The sequence below is a fragment of the Kribbella deserti genome, assembly GCF_042434725.1.
Classification (GTDB): domain Bacteria; phylum Actinomycetota; class Actinomycetes; order Propionibacteriales; family Kribbellaceae; genus Kribbella; species Kribbella deserti.
This window is the reverse complement of record NZ_JBHLTC010000018.1, coordinates 220,317-238,745: the sequence shown is the minus strand read 5'-3', so window position 1 is coordinate 238,745 and position 18,429 is coordinate 220,317. Positions and strand designations below refer to the sequence as shown.

The following is an 18,429-nucleotide window of genomic DNA, read 5'->3' as shown; positions in this document are numbered from 1 at the left end:
AGGCAACCGTAACCGCGCTGAGGCCAATTAGCTCGTCACAGCAGCCTGAAGGGTGTCACGCCCTTGTTCACGCAGTACCGCCTTGGCGATCTTGCCGTTCGCAGTGTGCGGTAATTCGTCCACCACGAAGACGTAGTCCGGTACTAGGCCTGCAGGCAGTTCACGCGTCGCGAAGCCCGCCAACTCGTCCGCGCCGACCCGAGCGCCTGGAACCAGTCGAACCGCCGCGAGGATGTCGTCGCCGCCCACGGCCGGTACGCCGTACACCGCGCATTCGAGCACAGCCGGGTGGTTGTGGAAGGCGGCCTCGATCTCCCGGCTGGAGACGGGATGACCGCCACGGTAGATCGCGTCGGCCACGCGGTCGACGTACCGCAGTGAGCCGTCGGGCTCCCACGCGACCAGGTCGCCGGTGTGGAACCAGAGATTCCGCCAGGCGTCCATCGTGTCCTGCGGCGCGTTCCAGTAGCCGAGGGCGGTGATGAACGGCGAGCGCGGGCGCACGAGCAACTGGCCGACAGACCCGTCCGGCACCGGGACGTCGTACCGATCGGCGACGCGGATCTCGAAGTCGGGGAACGGTACGCCCATCGAGCCGCTCACGATCCGGTCGAGTGGTTCGTAACTGACCACGTTCAGCTCGGTCATTCCGAACGCGTCCACCACCAGTACGTCGGACCACTCCGTGAACCGATGCTTGGCTTCCACGCCAGCGCCGGGCGCGAGAACCAGTCGCAGCCGGTGGTCGCTGGGTGGCGGGATCTCGTTCGACCGCGCGATCAGCTGGTGGATCATCGAGCCGAGCAGGAAGGTGATGGTCGCCTCGTACTCCGCGAGCTGCGCCCAGAACAGCCCGACGTCGAACTCCCGGCCCACCACTGCCGTGGCTCCCGCGACCCAGGACTGCGTGAGCGTGACCAGGGCGTTGCAGTGGAACAGCGGCAGGTTCGTGTAGAGCACGTCCTCCGACGTCACCCCGAGTTGCTCGTTGCCGAAGATGCCCCACGACAGCAACTGGCTGTGCGGGCACAACACGCCCTTGGCCGGCCCGGTGGTTCCCGAAGTGTGCAGGATCAGCCCTGGCAGTGTTCCGTCGTACGACGCCTCCGGCAGGCCGTCCGCCAGCAGCGGTTCATCCCCCGCTATGGCCAACTGGCCGGCCTGCGGGTTCTCCGCGTAAATCGCGACGGGCTCGACGGCGGCGATGCGTTCGGCCAGTTGATCGGCCGGGAGGCCCGGGTCGAGCGGTACGTAGATGGCGCCGGTGACCGTACAACCGAGGAAGAGCTGGACCAGGTGGACCGAGTTGCCCGCGATGGTGACGACCCGCTCGCCCGGGCTCACCCCCGCGGCCTGCAAGCGTTTCCGCCCGGCGGCCGCGAGCCGGGGCAACTCGGCGTACGTGACGGTGGTGTCCCCCGTCCGCAGGGCGGCCTTGTCGCCGAGGTCCTCCGCCTGGCTGACCAGCAGGCGGGCGAGGTGGCGTTCATCCGGGCGCAGACCGCGCAGCAAATGACGGCCCGGCGCGGCCGCGAGGTCCAGGGGAAGGAAGGTCATCAGATGTCTCCGAGCAGCTACCGGCCTCCGCGTATCCGAGGCAACATTTGATATTTGATCATGAACCGCTGCCAAGCTCTAGTGGTTGAACGGTCAATTCGAGAGTGGCCGGGTCAGCCGTTCGGTCTCGGCGGCACGCTTCGCGGCCCGATCCCGGTCGAGCTGGTCCGCGCCCATCGGGAACGGCCAGTCACTACCCACGAGTACGCGATCGGGCCCGAAAACCTCGGTCACGAGGCCAAGCACGGCCGGATCGTGAACGAGGTCGTCCACGTAGAACCGCCGCAGCGCGTCCGCGACACCAACCTCGGGCACCCCCGGGCGATCCGTGGCCACTCCGCGCTGCCATCGACCGGCCAGCGCGGCGGCCACTCCCCCGCCGTGGCACAGGCAGAACCGGATGCCCGGGAACCGCCCGGGCACCTCGCCGAAAACCAGCTCGGCGGCGGCGAGGGCCGTCTCGTACGGGTTCCCGAGAAGGTTCGACAGGTAGTACGGCGCGAGGCGCGCGTCGTCGCAATGGCCAGGGTGGATCAGCGTGAAAGCCTCCAGCTCGTGCAACACCTGCCACAGCTCATCGCGCTCGCGGAATCCCGCCGTGCCGAGGGCGAATCCGCTGAAAACACCTTCGGCAGCGAGCGATACGGCCATCGCCGGTTCCGCCAGCACGAGATGGCCGAGCACCCGCAGGCGTGGTTCGGCCAGTTGCCGAAGTCCTTCGTTCACCAGGTCGGCCCACTCGGCGCCGAGTTCGTAGCGGAACAGCGGCGGCGGTACGGAGACCAGCGCGCCATCCAGCCCTTGGGCGTCTACCCACTCCAGCAAGGCCTGCGGCGAGGCCATCCGGCGTAGCGGCAGGCGCGTCCGCCCATCCACCACCAGCGAATTGCCGTCGATCGACAGGCCGAACCGCTTCTGCTGAGCGGCGCCGAGCACCGTCGGCGGGATCAGGTGCGTGTGGACGTCCCAGCCGGCCATTTCAGCGAGCGTCCTCGTCGTTGTCGTAGAACGACGGCCGCTCCGGATAGTGCGGGCCGTCGTACACCTCGAGCAGGATCGAGGTCTCGTCCGCGATGGTCGGGCCGTGCGTCGAGCCCTTCGGGTTCCAGTAGAAGCTGCCCTTGGTCAGGGTGGTCCCGGTCGGGATGTACCGGTAGCGCCCGGACAGGCAGAACATGAACTGGTTCGAGGCGTGCTGGTGGGCAGTCGGAATTCCCGCGCCCTGCTCGAACCGGACCAGCGCGATGGACGCCTCGGTCTGCTCGTCCCGCCACAGCATCTTGTGCGACAGCCCGGCGAGCGACTTCTCCACCCACTCCAGGTCGTCCGTTTGCAGCAGCACCTCCTGGAAGTGCCGCATCACGTCCTCAGCCATCACCGACCTCCCGTCCCGGTACCGGCCGTCCCGTGATGGCCGTGTACCGATCCTCCGCCACACCTGGCCGCATCGGCTCGACCGACGCGATATGTCCGTCCGGCCGGATCAGCACCATCGTGTCCGCCGGTACGCCGTACCGCCCGGTGGCGATCTCGCCCGGGTCGAACAGCGAGCGGTCCCGAAGACCCGAGTCGAGCGGCGCGTCCCAGCGCGAAACCACGTAGTGCTTCAGCGCGGGCGAGGTGTTGACCGGGATGTCCGGCCGCCGTCGTACGTCGGTGAAGTACAACGCGACAAACGAGTCCCGGCTCAACGAGTGGATCGCGGTAGGCCCGGCCGAACCCCGCAGTACCAGGTCTGGCGCTCTGTCCCCGGCCCGAACTGCTGGAGGCTCCGCACTGGTCATGACCATCGACCAGTCGCCTTCGCCCTCCACATCAAGCCGTACGCCGAGCAGGGTCCGGGTGTACGCGGTCGCCCAGGCACTACCGGCTGCGGTGACTGCACCCCTCTGGTGGGACATGTACTTGCGGGCGGCCTCGGCCATCTCCCCCGAGCCTTCGATCGCTACGGGCCGCTGCTCCTGCTCGTAGCCCGCAAGCACTTCGGGAGTGGCCCAGCCGCGTAGAACCCACGCGAGTCGCCAGGGCAGGTTGGAGGCGTCTAGGACACCTGTGTTCAGGCCGAGCGCCCACATCGGGGTAATGAGGTGTGCGGCGTCTCCCATCAGGAACACCTTGTCCTCAGCCGACCAGTGGTCCGCTACCCGGTGGTGCACGTTGTAGATGACAGAGCCGTGCAACTCCATCCGGTCGACTTCACCGATGAACTGGCGCACCTTGGCCAGTAGGCCCTCTTCGTCCGGTGGAGTCTGGTCAGGACCTAGTGGAAAGAGGAAGCGCCAGTACTCGGGTTGGCGGATCAAGACCATCCACTCGCTGTGATCCGCGAAATAGGCCAGATACGGGTAGTCCCGCGCGTTGGTGACGTCTAGGTCCACCACAACGTCGATGAGCATGTACCGCTCGGGGAGGGTCTCACCCGCTACTGTCGCTCCGAGCGCGTCCCGGACCTTACTGCGGCCTCCGTCGCACGCGAGTAGGTGCGACGCCTCGATCTCCTTACGGCCATCTGGAGTCTCTACGAACAACACGACCCGGTCGTTCTTGATCTCGAACGACTCGAGCCGGTGTTCGGTCATCACCGAGCCCTTGCCCGAACGTTCCAGCGCGGCCGCCAGGATCGGCTCCAGGTGGTGCTGCGGGATATTGATGACAAACGGGAAGCGGGTGTCCCGGACGAGTTCTTCCAGCTGGACCGAGGCCCGCGGCGTATTGGTGGACTTGTCGATGTCGCCGATCTCGTCGATCCGCAATGCTGCCGCGAGAACTTCCTCGACGCAGCCGTACCGGTCCCAGACCTCCAGGGTGCGGGTCAGCACCGTGCCGGCCTTGGTGTCCAGTGACAGCACCGCATCCTCCTCCAAGAGGATGAACGGCACGCCGTAGTGCGCGAGACCGAGGGCGGTGGTGAGGCCGATCGGGCCGGCCCCGACGACGGCAACCGGCAACTGGTCGGGCAAAGCGCCTCCTGGGAACTAGAAGTCGGTGAGCCGGCCGAACGCCCGCTCCCGGGTGAGCTGGGAGCCGGTCATTCCGGCGGCGTCCGACAGCAGGAAGAGCAACGGCCCGACCACGTCGTCGGGATCACCTACGCCGGTGGTCGATCGCCAGTGGTCCAGGTCGGCACCGGGGTTGGCTGCGCGGAACTGGTCGGTGTCGACGACGCCCGGCGCGATCACGTTCACCCGTACGCGGTGTTCGGCAACCTCCGCCGCAAGCGTCTTCGCGAACGCGGTCAGCGCCGCCTTGCTGGCCGCGTACGCCGCGGCGCCGGGATAACCCGTCTGAGCGAGGCCGGAGGTGAAAACCACGACCGAGCCGGAACGCCGTTCGATCATGTGCGGCACGACCGCCTGACAGGTCCAGACGACGCCATCGAGATTCACGTTGAGTACGCCGGTCCACTCCTCCGGGTCAGTGGACAGCACCGGGTTGCGAGGCTGGATCGCGGCTCCGGCGACGAGGCCGTCGATCCGCCCGTGCCGCTCGATCACCCCGGCCACGGCCTTGCCGACGGCGTCCCGATCCGCCACGTCCACCTCGACGTACTCGACCCGACCCGCTGCGTCACCGCCGGACTTCGGCTCGCTTCCGGGCGCTGCGTTGCCGATGGGATTCGGCTCGGTGGACGGTGCCGAGTCGCCGACGGGTTTCGGCTCGGGGGCGTGGACGTCGAAGACGACGGCGGTTCCCCCGAGGCGGGCAACGGCCGCGGCCAGGGCAGCACCGATCCCGCGTGCACCACCGGTCACGACAACGACCTCACCGGTCGCGTCGAAGCTCGCCTTCATCGCCCTGCTCAGTCCTTTCCGGTCCCGCCCGCCTCGCCGGTCATCAACGCGCTGATGCGTTCCGTGGCGCCGTCGAGGTGCTTCCGCAGCGCCTCCTCGGCTCCCGCCACGTCATGCGCGATACAGGCCTTCAAGATCGCCTCGTGCTCCCGGCGATGCAACTCGATCCGGTCCGGGCTCTGCGGACTGCCGAACCTGTAGCGCTCACTGTTCTGCCAAACCGGCTCGATCGCCCTGGTCAGCCACCGCGAGCCACCGGCTCGGTAGATCGCGAAGTGGAAGTCCGTGTGCGCTTGCCGGGCACCGACGATATCGCCTGCCTTTGCGAGCTTCACCTGGAGCTGGAGCGCGTCAGCCGCCGTACACGCGTCAGCCTCGGTGAAACGCTCCGCGGCCGCTCGAACCGCCAAGGCCTCCAAAGCGATCCGGGTCTCCTGAGTGTCCCGGAGATCCTCCAGCGACAGTTCGCGGACCCAGGCGCCCTTGTGCGGGACGATGTCTACCAGCCCGAGGGCCTCCAGACGGCGCAGTCCTTCGCGCACCGGCATTTGGCTCATCTCAAGCCGGTTAGCCAGGTCCACCAGGCGTAGCGGGGTTCCGCTCGGCAGTTCGCCCGAGAGGATCAACTGGTGTAGCTCCGCCGCTGCGGTCTCAGCCAAGGTACGGCGACCACCCGGTCCTCCAGGCATCAGCTCCATCTTGCGGCTCATGCTCCTGGCTCCGTGATCTCAGCCCTCACCGTTCTGGCCGCCGCGAGTAGACCGTCCAACCCGGCCTTCTCCAGCAGTACGCCCTCGCGAAGCTGGTACTCCGCTTGCTCCGCTTCGAGCTCCCCCGGCACGTGCAGGCGTTCAACGCCGGGCGCGGTGGCCGACGTACGAACCTTGGTCGCAAGGTGGGACGCGCGGGTCCGGAACTCGGTGATGCCACCAAGCAGTGCAGGGTCGATCGCGAGGAAGAGGTGGGCACAGTCGTTCGGACTGCCCGGCTCGCGGTAGAGCGGCCGAACCTGGTCACCCCAGCCGCCACCGCTCAAGACGCCGGTAAGGATGTCGATGATCAGGGCCAGCCCGAATCCCTTGTGACCGGCGGCAGGCAGCAACATGCCCAGAAGCGCCTGCTCGGGATCGGTAGTCGGCGTACCGCTCGGGTCGGTCGCCCACGTGTCGGGAATCGGCCGACCGGCGGCCGCCGCCATCCGGACCTTGCCGAGCGCAACGGCCGACAACGCCATGTCCAGCACGATCTCCACCCCGGCCTCGGTCGGTACGGCGACCGCCAGCGGGTTGTTGCCGACCACGCGCTCGGCGCCACCCGGCGCGGGCATCAACGGCGTCGTATTGGACATCGCGACGCCCAGGCAGCCCGCCTCGGCCGCCTGGATCGCCCAGCGGCTGGCGGCACCGAAGTGGTGCGCGTGCCGAACCGAGACCATGCCGATGCCATACCGGCCGGCCCGCTCGATCGCGAGGCCCATCGCCTGCGGACTGGACAACTGGCCCATGCCACCCCGCGCGTCGACCACCAGCGCCGCGCCGGCGTCGTGGCAGACCTCGACCTCGCACTCCCGGGTGACGCCGCCGGCCCGCAGACGCTCGACGTACATCGGCACGAGCATCACGCCGTGCGAGCGGACACCACGCAAATCGGCGTCAACCAGCGCGGTCGCGATCGACCGGGCGTCGGCCGGACTGAAGTCCAAGGCGGTGAAAATGGCCGTGACGGTCTGTTCGAGCCACTCGGCCCGAACGCGCACCAGGTGCCCGTCGACGACGGCCTTCACCGGCTCTCCTCGGCCCACGGCAACAGCTTCTTCTCGAGCAGGACCAGACCGTAGAAGAGCACGATGCTGATCACGCCGAGCAGAGCCATCGCGGCGAAGGCCAGCGCGGTGTCGGCGCTGGCGCCGGAGGTGACGATGACATAGCCCAGTCCAGCGGTGGCGCCGACGAACTCCGCGATGACCGAACCGATCACGGCCAGCGAGATGGCGGTTTTGAGGCCCACGAAGATCTGCGGCAGGGCGTACTGGAAGCGCAGTTTGAAGTACTCCTGGCTGCGGGTGGCGTTCAAGGAGCGCAGGAGTTCGACCAGCTCGACCGGGGTCGACTTCATGCCGGAGGCGGTCGAGATGACCACCGGGAAGAAGCAGACCAGGAAGACCAGCACGACCTTGGGCGCTTGGCCGAAGCCCATCCAGATCACCAGCAGCGGCGCGACGGCGATCTTCGGAATGGCGTTCACGGCCAGCATCAGCGGATAGAGCACGCGTTCCAGCACCACCGACCGCACGATCAGCAGCGCCAGCGGCACACCCGCCACGATCGCCAGGAGAAACCCCTCGACCGTCTCGATCAGGGTCACCAATGACTGGTCGAGCAGATAGCCGGGCTGTTCGCGGAAGGCCACGTAGACGTCGCCGGGACTGGGCAGCAGGAAGTCGTCGATGGCGAAGACGATCGTCGCGGCCCACCACAGACCAAGTACGACGATGAAGCCGAGAAGCGGCAACAACCAGTTGGCGAGGGTGGAGCCGGACCGGCGCGGGCGGGTGGGCTCGGGCGCCGCACTCATGCCGGCGCCATCAGCAACGTGTGCAGCTGGCCACTCACCTTGGCCACCGCGGCGGCGTCGGCGTGAATGCCGAGCGTGCGCGGACGAGGGATCCGCACGTCGACGATCTCGCGAATCTGGCCGGGCCGGGGGGTCATCACCACGACCCGGTCGGCCAGCAGGATGGCCTCCTCGATCGAGTGCGTGACGAAGACGATCGTGGTGGACAGCTCCATCTTGATCCGCTGCAGTTCCTCCGACAGCTCGGCGCGGGTCAGCGCGTCGAGCGCGGAGAAGGGCTCGTCCATCAACATCACCTTCGGCCGGGTGATCAGCGAACGGCACAGCGAGACCCGTTGCTGCATACCGCCGGACAACTCGTGCGGACGCTTGTTCTCGAAACCGTTCAGGCCCACCAAGTGCAGGAGTTCGTGAGCCCGATCGCGATACTGCCCACGGTCACCGCCGGCGATCTCCACCGGCAGCATGACGTTCGACAACACCGAGCGCCACGGCAACAGGGCCGGGCGCTGGAACATCACCGACACGTCCGGCCGGGGCGCGGTGACGAGTTCCCCCGCCACCTGCACCCAGCCGTTCGTCGGTTCGAGCAGGCCCGCGATCAACCGCAGCAGGGTGGACTTGCCACAGCCCGAACGGCCGATCAACGTGACGAACTCGTTCTCCTGGACCTCCAGGTCGATGCCCTCGAGCGCGTGCACGGAACCGTCCCGCGACTCGAAGACCTGCCCGACCTTGTCCAGCTGGATCATGGGTCAGGCCTTCGGCGCCAGGTCGAACGAGACGTAGTCCCCGATGTTGAACAGATCCGACTCGAGCGCGTCCGCGGTGTCCAGAGTGGCCTCCACGGTCGACACCTTCTCGCGCTGAATCGCACCGATCGGACCGGTGTAGCTCGGCGGCTTGACGTAGTCGCGCATGATCTGAAGCTCCGCCGTGGCGACGGCCACGTCGGTCTCCGGCACGTACTTCTTCAGGATGTCCGCGGCCGCACTCGGATCCGCGATGGTGTCCGCGAGACCCTTGAGCAGTGCGGTGGTGAACTTCTTGACCTGCTCCGGGTTCTCCTTGACGACGTCCTGACGGGTCAACAGCGCGTTGCCGTACAGGTCGGGCAGCACGTCGCCGTACGGCAGCACGACGGCCTTCTTGCCCTTGGCCGCCTTCTCGATGGTCGGCTTGCCGACGACGAACTGGCCGATGCCGTTCACCTGGCCCGAGACGAGCAGCGCGGGCAGGGCCGGCGGAGCCGCGGGCACGAACTGCACAGACTTGGGGTCGATGCCCGACGCCTTGGCGTAGACGGGGAACATCACCTGGTTCGTCGAACCCGGCTGGTCGCCGATCTTCTTGCCGACCAGATCGCCGGCCTTGTTGATGCCGGAGCCCTCGAGCGCAACGATCGCCGCGAGCGAGCGCTGGTGGATCATGCCGACGGTGGTCACCGGTAGGTGCTGCTTGGAGGAGGTGATCAGGAACGCGGTGAAGTCGCCCACGCCGTAGTCGGCCTGCCCGCCCGCGACCAGCTTCATCACGTCGACGGTGCCGGAGCCCGGAGTGATGGTGACGTCGAGACCGGCCGCCCGGAAGTAGCCCTTCTCCAGGGCGACGTACGCGTACGCCTCCCGCCCGAAGGTGCCGAACGAGGTCAGGTAGCTGACCTTCTCCCCCTTGTTGCCGGATGTGGAGTCGGGATTGCCGCCGCAGGCGCTGACGAGCAGCCCCATGGCCACCACCAATGCGGCAACCGAACGCCTCAGTCTCATCGACCCATCCTCCTATATTTGATCAAACATCAGACATTCGCACTCGGTCAACACCCGTCCGCCCGTTCGGGACCAGGGCGTGCGCTCCCCAACCACCGCGGACTCTACGTCGCACGAGGCGAACTCACGGTCGCTGAGCGGGCTGATTTGGCGTTCTCTTTACGTGCCGATGAGCGCGCTCCCCAGCCTGGCCCAAACGACACCTGCAACGTTGTGGAATCAGTCACAAACTCAGCGTATCCACCCCCACCACCCCTCCCACTCCGGCGCGTCATCGGACGCTTGTGACGCGGCGTGTCGCCGTTCATCGGACCCTTCCGACCAAAACCCGGCGCGTCATCGGACGCTTGTGACACGGCGTGTCGCCGTTCATCGGACCCTTCCGACCAAAACCCGGCGCGTCATCGGACGCTTGTGGCCGCCGCGTCGGCGCCCGTCGGGTCCTAGAGATCCAGACGACGGCGCGGCATCGGCCACTTGGCGGGCGAGGGCTGTGGTCAGAAGAGTCCGATGAACGGCGACACGCCGCGTCACTAGCGTCCGATGAACGGGATACCGCGGGCAGCCGGGCGTGGCGGGAACGGCGCCGGGCGGGCGAGCGGGGGCGCGGAACCGAAGGATGCGGGCAACTTGGCGCGGGCGGGGGTGGGGCGCGTCGGGGGTGGGTCACTCGGTGGAGGGAGGGCGGAGGGCGCGGGGTTTGGCAGGATGTGGGGGTGGCGGTTCCTGGGGTGCGGGTGTTGGCGCGAGGGTCGACGTACCTGCGCTGGGTTTACCTATTGCTCGGGGCCGCGCTCGTGCTGGCGTTCCTGCTGGTCGAGAGTGCGTTGGGCGCGCTGGTGCAGGACCTGAACGCGCCAAAGATCCTCGGCGTACTACTCATCGCGATCGTGGTGGCCGCTCCGCCGGTGGTCCTCGGTCTACTGCCCGCGGTGCGCGAGGTGGAGGGCATCGCGGTCGAGTCGTTGCTCGGCGTCCGCTTCGACGAACGCCCGCTCGGTCCCGCGCGGACGTGGGCCCAGCGCCGTCGTACGTCGCTCTGGTTCGTCCTCCACCTCATCGCGGGTGGTCTCACCGGAGTCGTGGCCAGCATCGCCGTGGCCATGGCGGTCATCCTCGTCGCCGCGCCGTTCCGTGCGCCCGGGAAGCACGAGATCTTGCCCGACATCACCTATACGACGGGCGGCTCGTGGGGTGACATCTGGATGCCGTTCGTCGGGCTGGCCCTGATACCGCTGCAGTTCTACCTCGCGGCGGGATTCGGCGCGGTACTCGCTCGATGGGCTCCGCGAGTTCTCGGACCAACCCCGGCGGAGCGGATCGAGCTGCTCGAACGACGTACAGCCACCCTGGCAGAGCGGAACCGGCTGGCGCGCGAACTCCACGACAGCGTCGGGCATGCCCTCAGCCTCGTGACGCTCCAGGCCGGGGCCGCCCGTCGGGTGCTCGCGACCGACCCTGCCTTCGCCGAGAACGCACTCGCCGCGATGGAGACTTCCGCGCGTGCAGCCCTCGCCGACCTCGACCACGTACTCGGGCTGCTCCGGGACGACCGGCGCGAGGGATCGGCTACTGCGCCTCAATCCACCCTTGGCGACCTGACCCGCCTAGTCGACGCCACCCGCGCGGGCGGGATCACTGTCGTCGTACGGTGCGAGGGCGATCTCGACGACCTGCCAGCCGCCGTGTCGCGGGAGGCCTACCGGATCGTTCAGGAAGGCCTGACCAACGCGATCCGCCATGCGGGCCATCGCGCCGATGACCTGGCAGTAGACCTCTCGATCATTCTGGACGCCTCCGGCCTTCGGCTCGAGATGTGCAATCCCGTGCACGGCCCGACCTCTAGCCGGACTTCAGGCGGCCGCGGCCTGGCCGGGATTCGCGAGCGGGTTGAAGTACTCCGGGGCACGGTCGGGGCCGGCCTGATTCCCCGCGAGGATACGAGTCCGGGCGACGACGCCGTCGGTACGTGGCGGTTGGCGGTTACGCTGCCGGTCGCGATCACCAAGAACCCTTCGAAAGCGAGAGGCTGATCCTGTGCCCATCACCGTGGTGGTCGTCGACGACGAACCGCTGATCCGCAGTGGTCTACGAGCCATCATCGACGCCGAGCCGGACCTGAGCGTGATCGGCGAGGCGGCCGACGGCGCGGAGGTCGTACCGCTGGTGCGCCGGACCAACCCGGACGTGGTCCTGATGGACGTGCGCATGCCCGCGGTCGACGGCATCCAGGCCACCCGACTGCTTGGCGAAGGGCTGGCGAACCCGCCGCGGGTGCTGGTGGTGACCACCTTCGAGAACGATGACTACGTGTACGACGCGCTGCGCGTTGGTGCCGCGGGCTTCCTGCTCAAGCGCACGCCACCCGCGGAAATCGTGCAGGCCATCCGTACGGTCATGAACAGCGAATCCCTGCTTTTCCCCGAGGCCATCCGATCGCTGGCGCTGGCCCACGTCCGCGCGGATCAGGGACGGGCCAAACCGTCCGGGCTCGACCACGCGCAGTTGACGGAGCGCGAGCGCGAGGTGCTGCGCTTGATGGCGAAAGGCCTTTCGAACGCGGAGATCGCGGCCGAACTTGTTCTAGGCGTCCAGACGATCAAGACGCACGTCGCGAACGTACTGGCCAAACTTGGTGCGCGGGACCGTACTCAGGCGGTTATCACCGCGTACGAGTCGGGCTTCGTTCCACTTACCTGAACCGCTGCAAGCCGGAGTCAGCAGTTCTCGCCGGCCCCGAGGTCCTCGGCCAGTTTGCAGGCGTCGGCCGAGTGACCGGTGACCTCAGCCCGAACCGCGACCCGCTGCAGCAGACTGCGGAACAACTTCCGCTCATCCGCACCGAGGCTGTCCAGCACGATGGCCTCGGCCGCTTCTAGGCGCTTCTCAAGCTCACAAAGCTGCGACTTGCCGGCCTCGCTCACGACGATCAGCCGCGCCCGACGATCGGTCGGGTCCGGCTGACGCTCGACCAGACCGGCCTCCTCGAGGTCGTCCAGCAGGTACGTCATCACCGTCCGGTCGACGCCGAGACGTCCGGCCAGGTCCAGTTGGCGGCGCGGACCATCGCGGTACGCCGTCGCCAGCACCTGGTAACCCCGCGGCCCGCCGGGCATATCGGCGAGCGCCTCGCCGGCCGCCTTCGCATACCGGCGGAAAACCACGCCAAGCGCCCAGCCCAGATCGTCCTCGACCGAGGTCGGTACTTCCGTGATGGGGCTGGACATGTGCCCAGTCTACGTGGCGTGCCTTGTCCGCAATATGATCTGACTTGAATATGTTCTGTTCTGCAGATTATCTTTCAAGTAGCTCATACCGAGTCGAAACCTCAGGTCATCGTCGAAAGGACCACCTCTATGACCACCCTGCTTCGCGTCGACGCGAGCTTTCGGATCGAGGGATCCGTCAGTCGCGGTCTCGCCGACAGCGCCCAGGCCGCTTGGGAAGCGGAGCACCCGAACACCAAGGTCGTGCGTCGCGATCTCGGGTTGAACCCGCTGCCCGCCGACGCCTGGGCCAGCGCGGTCTCGGCCAGCTTCGCCCCGGCCGACACGCACACGCCTCAGCAGCGGGCCGCCCTGATGCTGGCGAGCGCGCTGCTCGACGAACTGCTCGACGCGGACGCGACGATCGTCGCCGTACCGCTCTACAACTATGGAATCTCCCAGCACGTGAAGACCTGGATCGACCTACTCCTGGCCGATCCTCGGCTCCGGCCCGGGGCTGGCAAACCGCTCATCGGCCGGCCGGCCATCATCGCCCTCGCTCGTGGCGGCGGCTACGGCCCGGGCACTCCGCGCGAAGGCTGGGACCACGCGACGCCGTACCTGCAGCGGATCTTCGGCGACGTGCTCAAGATGGACGTACGCATCACCGCCGCCGAGCTGACCCTCGCGCCGGTCAAGCCCGAACTGGCCGACCTCATCGACCTGTCCAAGCAATCCGAGGCGGCCGCCCACGAGCAGGCCAACGCCCACGCCCAGGAAATCGCCCGCCGTCTGGCCCTCCCCGCCGCCTAACCGCGCTTGGGCCCCGCCGTCAGTCGCTCCCCCGGCCGTCAGGCGTTCGGCAGTCCGGCGAGCGTTGGTCACAAGCGTCCGATGAACGCCGACACGCCGCGTCACAAGCGTCCGATGAACGGTATACAGCCAGCCCGCCGGCGCGGAGGGCGGGGCGTTAGGGGGTGGGGGTCCAGGTGGAGATGGTGGTGGAGAGGGTGACCGGGGTTGGGTCGGGGAGGTGGGCGAGGCGTTCGGTGAGGGACTGGGGGTTGGTGTGCCAGGCGCTGGGGCCCATGGCTACGAGGTGGTGGATCGAGGCGTGGCTGAGAGTCATCACGTGCTCGACCAGTACGTCGGACTCGCGGGCGAAGTGACTGCCGAGAGTTGAGGTGAGACGAACGTCCTTCGACTCGTCCACCTTGACCAGGCCGAGGACGTCGATCAGTTCGGCCAGGTGTGCCGGGTTCGGCGTGACGACGAGGAGGGTGCCGTCGGGCGCGAGGACGCGGGCCATTTCGGCGGCGTTGCGCGGGGCGAAACGTTCAGCAGGACCTGAGCGGAATCGTCCAGCAACGGCAGTTCGCGCCACGCGTCCGCGACTACCGCCCCGATTCGCTCGTGCGCCTTCGCCGCCCGGCGCGCCGCATACCGCGATACATCCAACGCAACCCCCACAACCCCCGGCACGGATTCAACCGCGCCGGCGAGGTAGTACGCCGTGCCGGCGCCGATCTCGACGATTGGGCGGTTCACGGATCGCGCGGACGCGGTGGACGTGAGGGTGGCGAGGGCGTCGCGGATGGGGGCGTAGTGGCCTTCGGCGAGGAAGGCGGTGCGGGCGGCGACCATGTCGGCGGTGTCGCCCTCGATGCCGGTTGATGCTGAGGGCAACAAGTTGAGGTAGCCCTGTTTCGCCAGGTCGAACGCGTGGCCCTCGCCACAGCGCGCCGTACGACCCTGGAGTCGCAGGCCTTGACGGCAATGCGGGCATCGCAGCGCGGCGGCCACCTCGGTCAACACCCCGCGAGGCTATCGCGCCACCACCCGCTGCCAACCGCCGCACCGCCACGCAACAAAACGCGGCGCCAGCGCGGCGAGCTGAGGTCAGCCGGTGATGTCGCGGGTGGTTAGGCGGGCCCAGGCGGCGGAGTAGAACACGGCCAGGTAGGCCAGTTGCAGGCCGAGGTTGCGCAGGATGCCGTCCCAGTACGGCGGATCGCGCAGGAGATCGGCGAACGTCATCCAGCCATACGGAAGCAACCACGGGTGGATCACCTCGAGCTGGGGAATCGCCCCCAGGATGCCGATCACGATGAAGCTCGTGAACGTCGCGGCCATCGCGGCCAAGGGCGTCGAGGTCAACGACGAGACGAACAGCCCGATCCCGGCAAGCCCGAGCAACGAGCCGGCCACCACCACGGCGATACCGAGAGCGCGCACGATGCCCTCGGCCAGCGGCACGGTGGATCCGGAGATCAGCACCACATCGCCCACCGGAAACAGAATCACGCCCACGATCAGACCCGAGATCCAGATCGTCATCGTCGCGGCGAGCGCGAACACCGCGAGTGCCAGCATCTTCGCCGCGAGCAGGCGGGAACGCCCGGCCGGCGCGGTGATGAGGTTTCGCAGCGTGCCGAGGCTGGACTCCCCCGCGAGCGATTCACCGGAGATGACGGTGATCGCCGTAGGCAGGAAGAACGGCAACGACAGACCAAGGCTCGCCACCACGAGGAACAGGCCGTTCTCGGTGATGTCGCCGAGGAATCCCTCGGCATCGCCCGACGAACCGGCGATCCGCACAGCCACACCGATCAACAGCGGCACCGCCGCCAGAACGGCCAGCAACACCCACGTCCGGGCGCGGCCGAACACCAGGCGCAACTCGGACCCGAACAACCCGAACCCAGCGCCAATCGACCGCCGTGGTGCGAGGGTGACGGCTTCACTCTGCGACATCGAAGCCCTCCCCGGTCAGCGCCACGAAGGCGTCCTCAAGACTGGGCCGTTCCAGCCCGAACCCGTGAATGCGAACGTCAGCCGCCACCAGCGCGGCGGCGAGCTTGTCGATCGGCAGTTCGCCGGGATCACCGTCGACGGTCTCTTCCTGGCGGCGCAGATCCGTCACGCCGAGACCCGTCAACGTCTCCGCCGCGGCACCGAGATCCGGCGTACGCACCACGAGCCGGGGCCGCAGCTCGGAACGCAGCTCCACCATCGAGGACTGCCGGAGCAACTTGCCGCGGCTCATCACGGCAGCGTGCGTGCAAACCTGTTCGACCTCGGCCAGCAAGTGGGTTGAGGTGAAGACCGTGATGCCGTCCGCGGCCAGTTCGCGGATCAGCCCGCGCACCTCGCGGGTGCCCTGCGGGTCGAGACCGTTGGTCGGTTCGTCGAGCACCAGCAGGTCCCGGCGTTGCATCAGCGCGACCGCGATGCCGAGGCGCTGCTTCATCCCGAGCGAATAGGCCCGCACCTTCTTGCCCGCGGCGGCGGAGAGACCCACTCGCTCCAGCGCCTCCCCCGCTCTGGCCTTCCGGGTGCGGGGGTCGGACGTCCGGTCGGCGGCATCGAACCGCATCAGGTTCGCCTGGCCACTCCAGAACGGGTAGAACGCCGGCCCTTCGACCATCGCCCCAACCCGTGGCAGAACCGCCAGCTGGGCCTTCGGCATCGGCTGACCGAGCAGCTCCACCGAACCGGACGTCGGCGCGATCAGGCCGAGCAACATCCGGATCGTGGTGGTCTTGCCCGAGCCGTTCGGCCCGAGGAATCCGAACACCGAGCCGGTCGGTACCTCGAGATCAACCGAGTCGACGGCCACCTGCCCGCTGCGGAACCGCTTGGTCAGACCCCGGGTGATCACCGGGGCCGTATCACTCATCGGCCGGTCCGATCAGCGCGGCGCTTTGGCGGCGGCCGCTTCGAGCGCCTTCGGTGTCACCAGTCCAACGATGATCCGGCCGTCGTCGGTGAACAGCGCGCTCACCATCCGGGTCGTCAGGACCTTGCCACTGCCCCAGCTACCCTGCACGGCCGGGGCGTTAGCAAGGAGCTGCTGCAGCGGGCCGCTGTTGGCCTTGTCCCCCTTGAGCACGACGACCGAGCTCCAGCCCTCGCCGATCACGGTCGGCTTGCCCTTGCCGTCCCACTTCGGAGCGTGCTTGCCTTCCGGCAGCACGGGCTTGTCGGCCGGACCGCGCTTGCCGGTCAACGCCGGCAGTTTCTCCTCGGTCACCTTCGTGCCCTTCGGCGGCGTGAAGCTGAACGTGCTCACGGCAGGTACGTCGAACGACACCTCGGTGAAGCCGACCTCCACCGCCGGGTCGCCACCGGCCCTGGCCAGCACCTTCACCTGCAGCGGCACCCACTTCTTCGCGTCAACCGCCAGCAGCACCGAACCGACCGTGGTCTGGTCCGTGCGCGGGGTCAGCTTCAGCAGGTAGGCGTCGCGACCGGCGACCGATTCCGTGCCGGTGACCGAAACGTCGGTGGACGGATCGACCGCGTCCAGGAACTGCTTCGCGACCTTGGTCGGGTCATACGCCTGGCCGGGAGCCTTGTCCGGCCTGCCCTCGAACGGGCGGCCGGCGGGCAGCGTCACCTTGGTCGCCTCGCGGCTACGGGAGTCATACGCCCAGGCGGTCTTGCCGTCGGTGGTGAAAACCCGCTCGGCCATGTCGTCGAGCACGGCGGCCCGGGCCTTGTCCGGCGCGGCGAGCGCGATCCGGGCGGTGTGGTCCCCGGTGATCAGGTCCAGCGCTTCACTGCCGCCAACACCTGGCAGGGCCGGCAGGCCGAGATCCGTGGACGAGCGCACCACCCCGGACAGGCCGTCCACCTTCGCGCGCTGCACGTTCGTCAGCAGTTGTTGCGCGGTGATGTCCGGCAGGTCTGGTGAGGCATCCGCCACGACCGGCACCAGTGCGGCGCCTCCGGCCACGACCGCTATCGCCGTGACCGGCGCCAACCAACGTCGAGTACTCCGCGTTCCACCCATGCGTCAAGACTCGCACCGCGACCGGCCGGAACCAAGGTGGATCGGCCGGTTCAGGGATAGTTCCCCCAAATGGGTGACCGAGCCTGATCCGGCATACCGCAGAAGTCGTACGCCGGATCAGACCATAGGCCGATAACTCAGCGGCTCTGCAGTGCGTCCAGCGCCACGGTCATCGCGGCGGCGACGCGGAAGTCGACGCGCTGGTCCGGCACGTGCACGGTGTAGCGGTCGCGGATCGACTTCTTGCGCTCGACCGACATCACCGGCTGGCTGCTCGCGTTGTCGGTGAAGTCGAAGTGGAAGATGAACGGCAGCGGGATGTCGCCGATGACCGGCACGAACTGCCACAGCCGCCGGACCACCGCGATGGTGTGGTTGCGCTCGGTGCCGAAGGCCTCCACGCCCGGCGCGGACAGGTGCCAGCTCGAGCGCAGCAGGCTCTTGCCGAAGTCCTTCTTGAACCAGCCGATGGCCTGGCCGTTTGCGTCGAACACGTCGTACCCGGCGCCGAGGTCGATCTTCTTGCGCGCCTTGAACGAGAAGACCGCCTGGCTCTTGCTCTGGTCGGCGTAGAAGGTCACCTGTTCCTTGAGCGCCATTCGCTTCTGCTGGGCGAACGCCAGCACGTGCCCTTCGCTGCCGTCCGGGTTCGCCGCGATCAGTTCGTACTGGTTCACCATCATGGTGATGCGCTGCTTCATGAAGAAGCTTGGGACATACATCGGTGCCGTCATGCGGAG

Annotated in this window: 20 protein-coding genes; 3 read left to right on the top strand and 17 right to left on the bottom strand. The window is 67.9% G+C overall.

Annotated elements, in window-relative coordinates; genetic code table 11:
- Positions 1–27: 27 nt before the first annotated feature.
- The 10 genes from ACFFGN_RS14405 to ACFFGN_RS14360 all read right to left on the bottom strand — a co-directional run bounded on the left by ACFFGN_RS14405 (position 28) and on the right by ACFFGN_RS14360 (position 9,688).
- On the bottom strand, positions 28–1,557 hold the full coding sequence (locus tag ACFFGN_RS14405) for an AMP-binding protein (RefSeq protein WP_380047503.1): 1,530 nt from the start codon (positions 1,555–1,557) through the stop codon (positions 28–30).
- Positions 1,558–1,650: 93 nt separating this feature from the next.
- A complete protein-coding gene (locus ACFFGN_RS14400) occupies positions 1,651–2,535 on the bottom strand; it encodes an amidohydrolase family protein (protein ID WP_380047500.1) in 885 nt (294 codons plus the stop codon).
- A 1-nt stretch (position 2,536) separates the two neighbouring features.
- On the bottom strand, positions 2,537–2,932 hold the full coding sequence (locus ACFFGN_RS14395; protein ID WP_380047498.1) for a cupin domain-containing protein: 396 nt from the start codon (positions 2,930–2,932) through the stop codon (positions 2,537–2,539).
- A complete protein-coding gene (locus ACFFGN_RS14390; RefSeq protein WP_380047496.1) occupies positions 2,925–4,517 on the bottom strand; it encodes an FAD-dependent monooxygenase in 1,593 nt (530 codons plus the stop codon). Before ACFFGN_RS14390 ends, ACFFGN_RS14395 begins: the two co-directional genes overlap by 8 nt.
- A 15-nt stretch (positions 4,518–4,532) precedes the next feature.
- On the bottom strand, positions 4,533–5,348 hold the full coding sequence (locus ACFFGN_RS14385; RefSeq protein WP_380047493.1) for an SDR family NAD(P)-dependent oxidoreductase: 816 nt from the start codon (positions 5,346–5,348) through the stop codon (positions 4,533–4,535).
- 8 nt (positions 5,349–5,356) lie between these two features.
- A complete protein-coding gene (locus ACFFGN_RS14380) occupies positions 5,357–6,058 on the bottom strand; it encodes a GntR family transcriptional regulator (protein WP_380047490.1) in 702 nt (233 codons plus the stop codon).
- A complete protein-coding gene (locus ACFFGN_RS14375; RefSeq protein WP_380047488.1) occupies positions 6,055–7,131 on the bottom strand; it encodes an Ldh family oxidoreductase in 1,077 nt (358 codons plus the stop codon). Before ACFFGN_RS14375 ends, ACFFGN_RS14380 begins: the two co-directional genes overlap by 4 nt.
- Positions 7,128–7,922, bottom strand: coding sequence for an ABC transporter permease (locus ACFFGN_RS14370; RefSeq protein ID WP_380047486.1), 795 nt, complete (start codon positions 7,920–7,922; stop codon positions 7,128–7,130). The genes ACFFGN_RS14375 and ACFFGN_RS14370 overlap by 4 nt, the downstream gene beginning before the upstream one ends.
- Complete coding sequence (locus tag ACFFGN_RS14365; RefSeq protein ID WP_380047483.1) at positions 7,919–8,674, bottom strand: ABC transporter ATP-binding protein; 756 nt, start codon at positions 8,672–8,674, stop codon at positions 7,919–7,921. Before ACFFGN_RS14365 ends, ACFFGN_RS14370 begins: the two co-directional genes overlap by 4 nt.
- Positions 8,675–8,677: 3 nt before the next feature.
- Positions 8,678–9,688 carry an ABC transporter substrate-binding protein gene (locus ACFFGN_RS14360; RefSeq protein ID WP_380047481.1) on the bottom strand — a complete coding sequence of 337 codons (1,011 nt, stop codon included), beginning with the start codon at positions 9,686–9,688 and terminating at the stop codon, positions 8,678–8,680.
- 716 nt (positions 9,689–10,404) lie between these two features.
- Between ACFFGN_RS14360 and ACFFGN_RS14355 the strand changes: the two genes are divergently transcribed.
- Both ACFFGN_RS14355 and ACFFGN_RS14350 read left to right on the top strand, forming a co-directional pair.
- On the top strand, positions 10,405–11,721 hold the full coding sequence (locus ACFFGN_RS14355) for a sensor histidine kinase (protein WP_380047479.1): 1,317 nt from the start codon (positions 10,405–10,407) through the stop codon (positions 11,719–11,721).
- Between the two features lie 4 nt (positions 11,722–11,725).
- Positions 11,726–12,388 carry a response regulator gene (locus tag ACFFGN_RS14350; RefSeq protein WP_380047477.1) on the top strand — a complete coding sequence of 221 codons (663 nt, stop codon included), beginning with the start codon at positions 11,726–11,728 and terminating at the stop codon, positions 12,386–12,388.
- 17 nt (positions 12,389–12,405) lie between these two features.
- Here ACFFGN_RS14350 and ACFFGN_RS14345 read toward each other — a convergent pair whose 3' ends face one another.
- Positions 12,406–12,915, bottom strand: a complete 510-nt coding sequence (locus tag ACFFGN_RS14345; protein ID WP_380047475.1) for a MarR family winged helix-turn-helix transcriptional regulator — start codon at positions 12,913–12,915, stop codon at positions 12,406–12,408.
- Positions 12,916–13,044: 129 nt separating this feature from the next.
- On the opposite strand from ACFFGN_RS14345, the gene ACFFGN_RS14340 reads away from it, so the two are divergent.
- A complete protein-coding gene (locus tag ACFFGN_RS14340; RefSeq protein WP_380047473.1) occupies positions 13,045–13,707 on the top strand; it encodes an FMN-dependent NADH-azoreductase in 663 nt (220 codons plus the stop codon).
- A 157-nt stretch (positions 13,708–13,864) separates the two neighbouring features.
- Here ACFFGN_RS14340 and ACFFGN_RS14335 read toward each other — a convergent pair whose 3' ends face one another.
- The 6 genes from ACFFGN_RS14335 to ACFFGN_RS14310 form a co-directional block, all read right to left on the bottom strand.
- Positions 13,865–14,203 (bottom strand): class I SAM-dependent methyltransferase, encoded by a 339-nt coding sequence (locus ACFFGN_RS14335; RefSeq protein WP_380047471.1) that lies wholly within the window; start codon positions 14,201–14,203, stop codon positions 13,865–13,867.
- Positions 14,131–14,709 (bottom strand): putative RNA methyltransferase, encoded by a 579-nt coding sequence (locus tag ACFFGN_RS14330; RefSeq protein WP_380047469.1) that lies wholly within the window; start codon positions 14,707–14,709, stop codon positions 14,131–14,133. The genes ACFFGN_RS14335 and ACFFGN_RS14330 overlap by 73 nt, the downstream gene beginning before the upstream one ends.
- 84 nt (positions 14,710–14,793) lie before the next feature.
- Entirely contained in the window at positions 14,794–15,648 is an 855-nt protein-coding gene (locus ACFFGN_RS14325; protein WP_380047466.1) for an ABC transporter permease, read from the bottom strand.
- Positions 15,635–16,573, bottom strand: a complete 939-nt coding sequence (locus ACFFGN_RS14320; protein WP_380047464.1) for an ABC transporter ATP-binding protein — start codon at positions 16,571–16,573, stop codon at positions 15,635–15,637. The genes ACFFGN_RS14325 and ACFFGN_RS14320 overlap by 14 nt, the downstream gene beginning before the upstream one ends.
- A 12-nt stretch (positions 16,574–16,585) precedes the next feature.
- Positions 16,586–17,602 carry a LolA family protein gene (locus ACFFGN_RS14315; protein ID WP_380047462.1) on the bottom strand — a complete coding sequence of 339 codons (1,017 nt, stop codon included), beginning with the start codon at positions 17,600–17,602 and terminating at the stop codon, positions 16,586–16,588.
- Positions 17,603–17,826: 224 nt separating this feature from the next.
- Positions 17,827–18,423, bottom strand: coding sequence for an LURP-one-related family protein (locus tag ACFFGN_RS14310; protein ID WP_380047460.1), 597 nt, complete (start codon positions 18,421–18,423; stop codon positions 17,827–17,829).
- Positions 18,424–18,429 lie beyond the last annotated feature (6 nt).

Bases quoted from the DNA above. Each gene is read 5' to 3' on its own strand.
- ACFFGN_RS14365 (WP_380047483.1), bottom strand. From the start codon at position 8,674: ATGATCCAGCTGGACAAGGTCGGGCAGGTCTTCGAGTCGCGGGACGGT.
- ACFFGN_RS14335 (WP_380047471.1), bottom strand. From the start codon at position 14,203: ATGGCCCGCGTCCTCGCGCCCGACGGCACCCTCCTCGTCGTCACGCCG.
- ACFFGN_RS14385 (WP_380047493.1), bottom strand. From the start codon at position 5,348: ATGAAGGCGAGCTTCGACGCGACCGGTGAGGTCGTTGTCGTGACCGGT.
- ACFFGN_RS14395 (WP_380047498.1), bottom strand. From the start codon at position 2,932: ATGGCTGAGGACGTGATGCGGCACTTCCAGGAGGTGCTGCTGCAAACG.
- ACFFGN_RS14405 (WP_380047503.1), bottom strand. From the start codon at position 1,557: ATGACCTTCCTTCCCCTGGACCTCGCGGCCGCGCCGGGCCGTCATTTG.
- ACFFGN_RS14340 (WP_380047473.1), top strand. From the start codon at position 13,045: ATGACCACCCTGCTTCGCGTCGACGCGAGCTTTCGGATCGAGGGATCC.
- ACFFGN_RS14370 (WP_380047486.1), bottom strand. From the start codon at position 7,922: ATGAGTGCGGCGCCCGAGCCCACCCGCCCGCGCCGGTCCGGCTCCACC.
- ACFFGN_RS14320 (WP_380047464.1), bottom strand. From the start codon at position 16,573: ATGAGTGATACGGCCCCGGTGATCACCCGGGGTCTGACCAAGCGGTTC.
- ACFFGN_RS14345 (WP_380047475.1), bottom strand. From the start codon at position 12,915: ATGTCCAGCCCCATCACGGAAGTACCGACCTCGGTCGAGGACGATCTG.
- ACFFGN_RS14310 (WP_380047460.1), bottom strand. From the start codon at position 18,423: ATGACGGCACCGATGTATGTCCCAAGCTTCTTCATGAAGCAGCGCATC.
- ACFFGN_RS14360 (WP_380047481.1), bottom strand. From the start codon at position 9,688: ATGAGACTGAGGCGTTCGGTTGCCGCATTGGTGGTGGCCATGGGGCTG.
- ACFFGN_RS14325 (WP_380047466.1), bottom strand. From the start codon at position 15,648: ATGTCGCAGAGTGAAGCCGTCACCCTCGCACCACGGCGGTCGATTGGC.
- ACFFGN_RS14380 (WP_380047490.1), bottom strand. From the start codon at position 6,058: ATGAGCCGCAAGATGGAGCTGATGCCTGGAGGACCGGGTGGTCGCCGT.
- ACFFGN_RS14400 (WP_380047500.1), bottom strand. From the start codon at position 2,535: ATGGCCGGCTGGGACGTCCACACGCACCTGATCCCGCCGACGGTGCTC.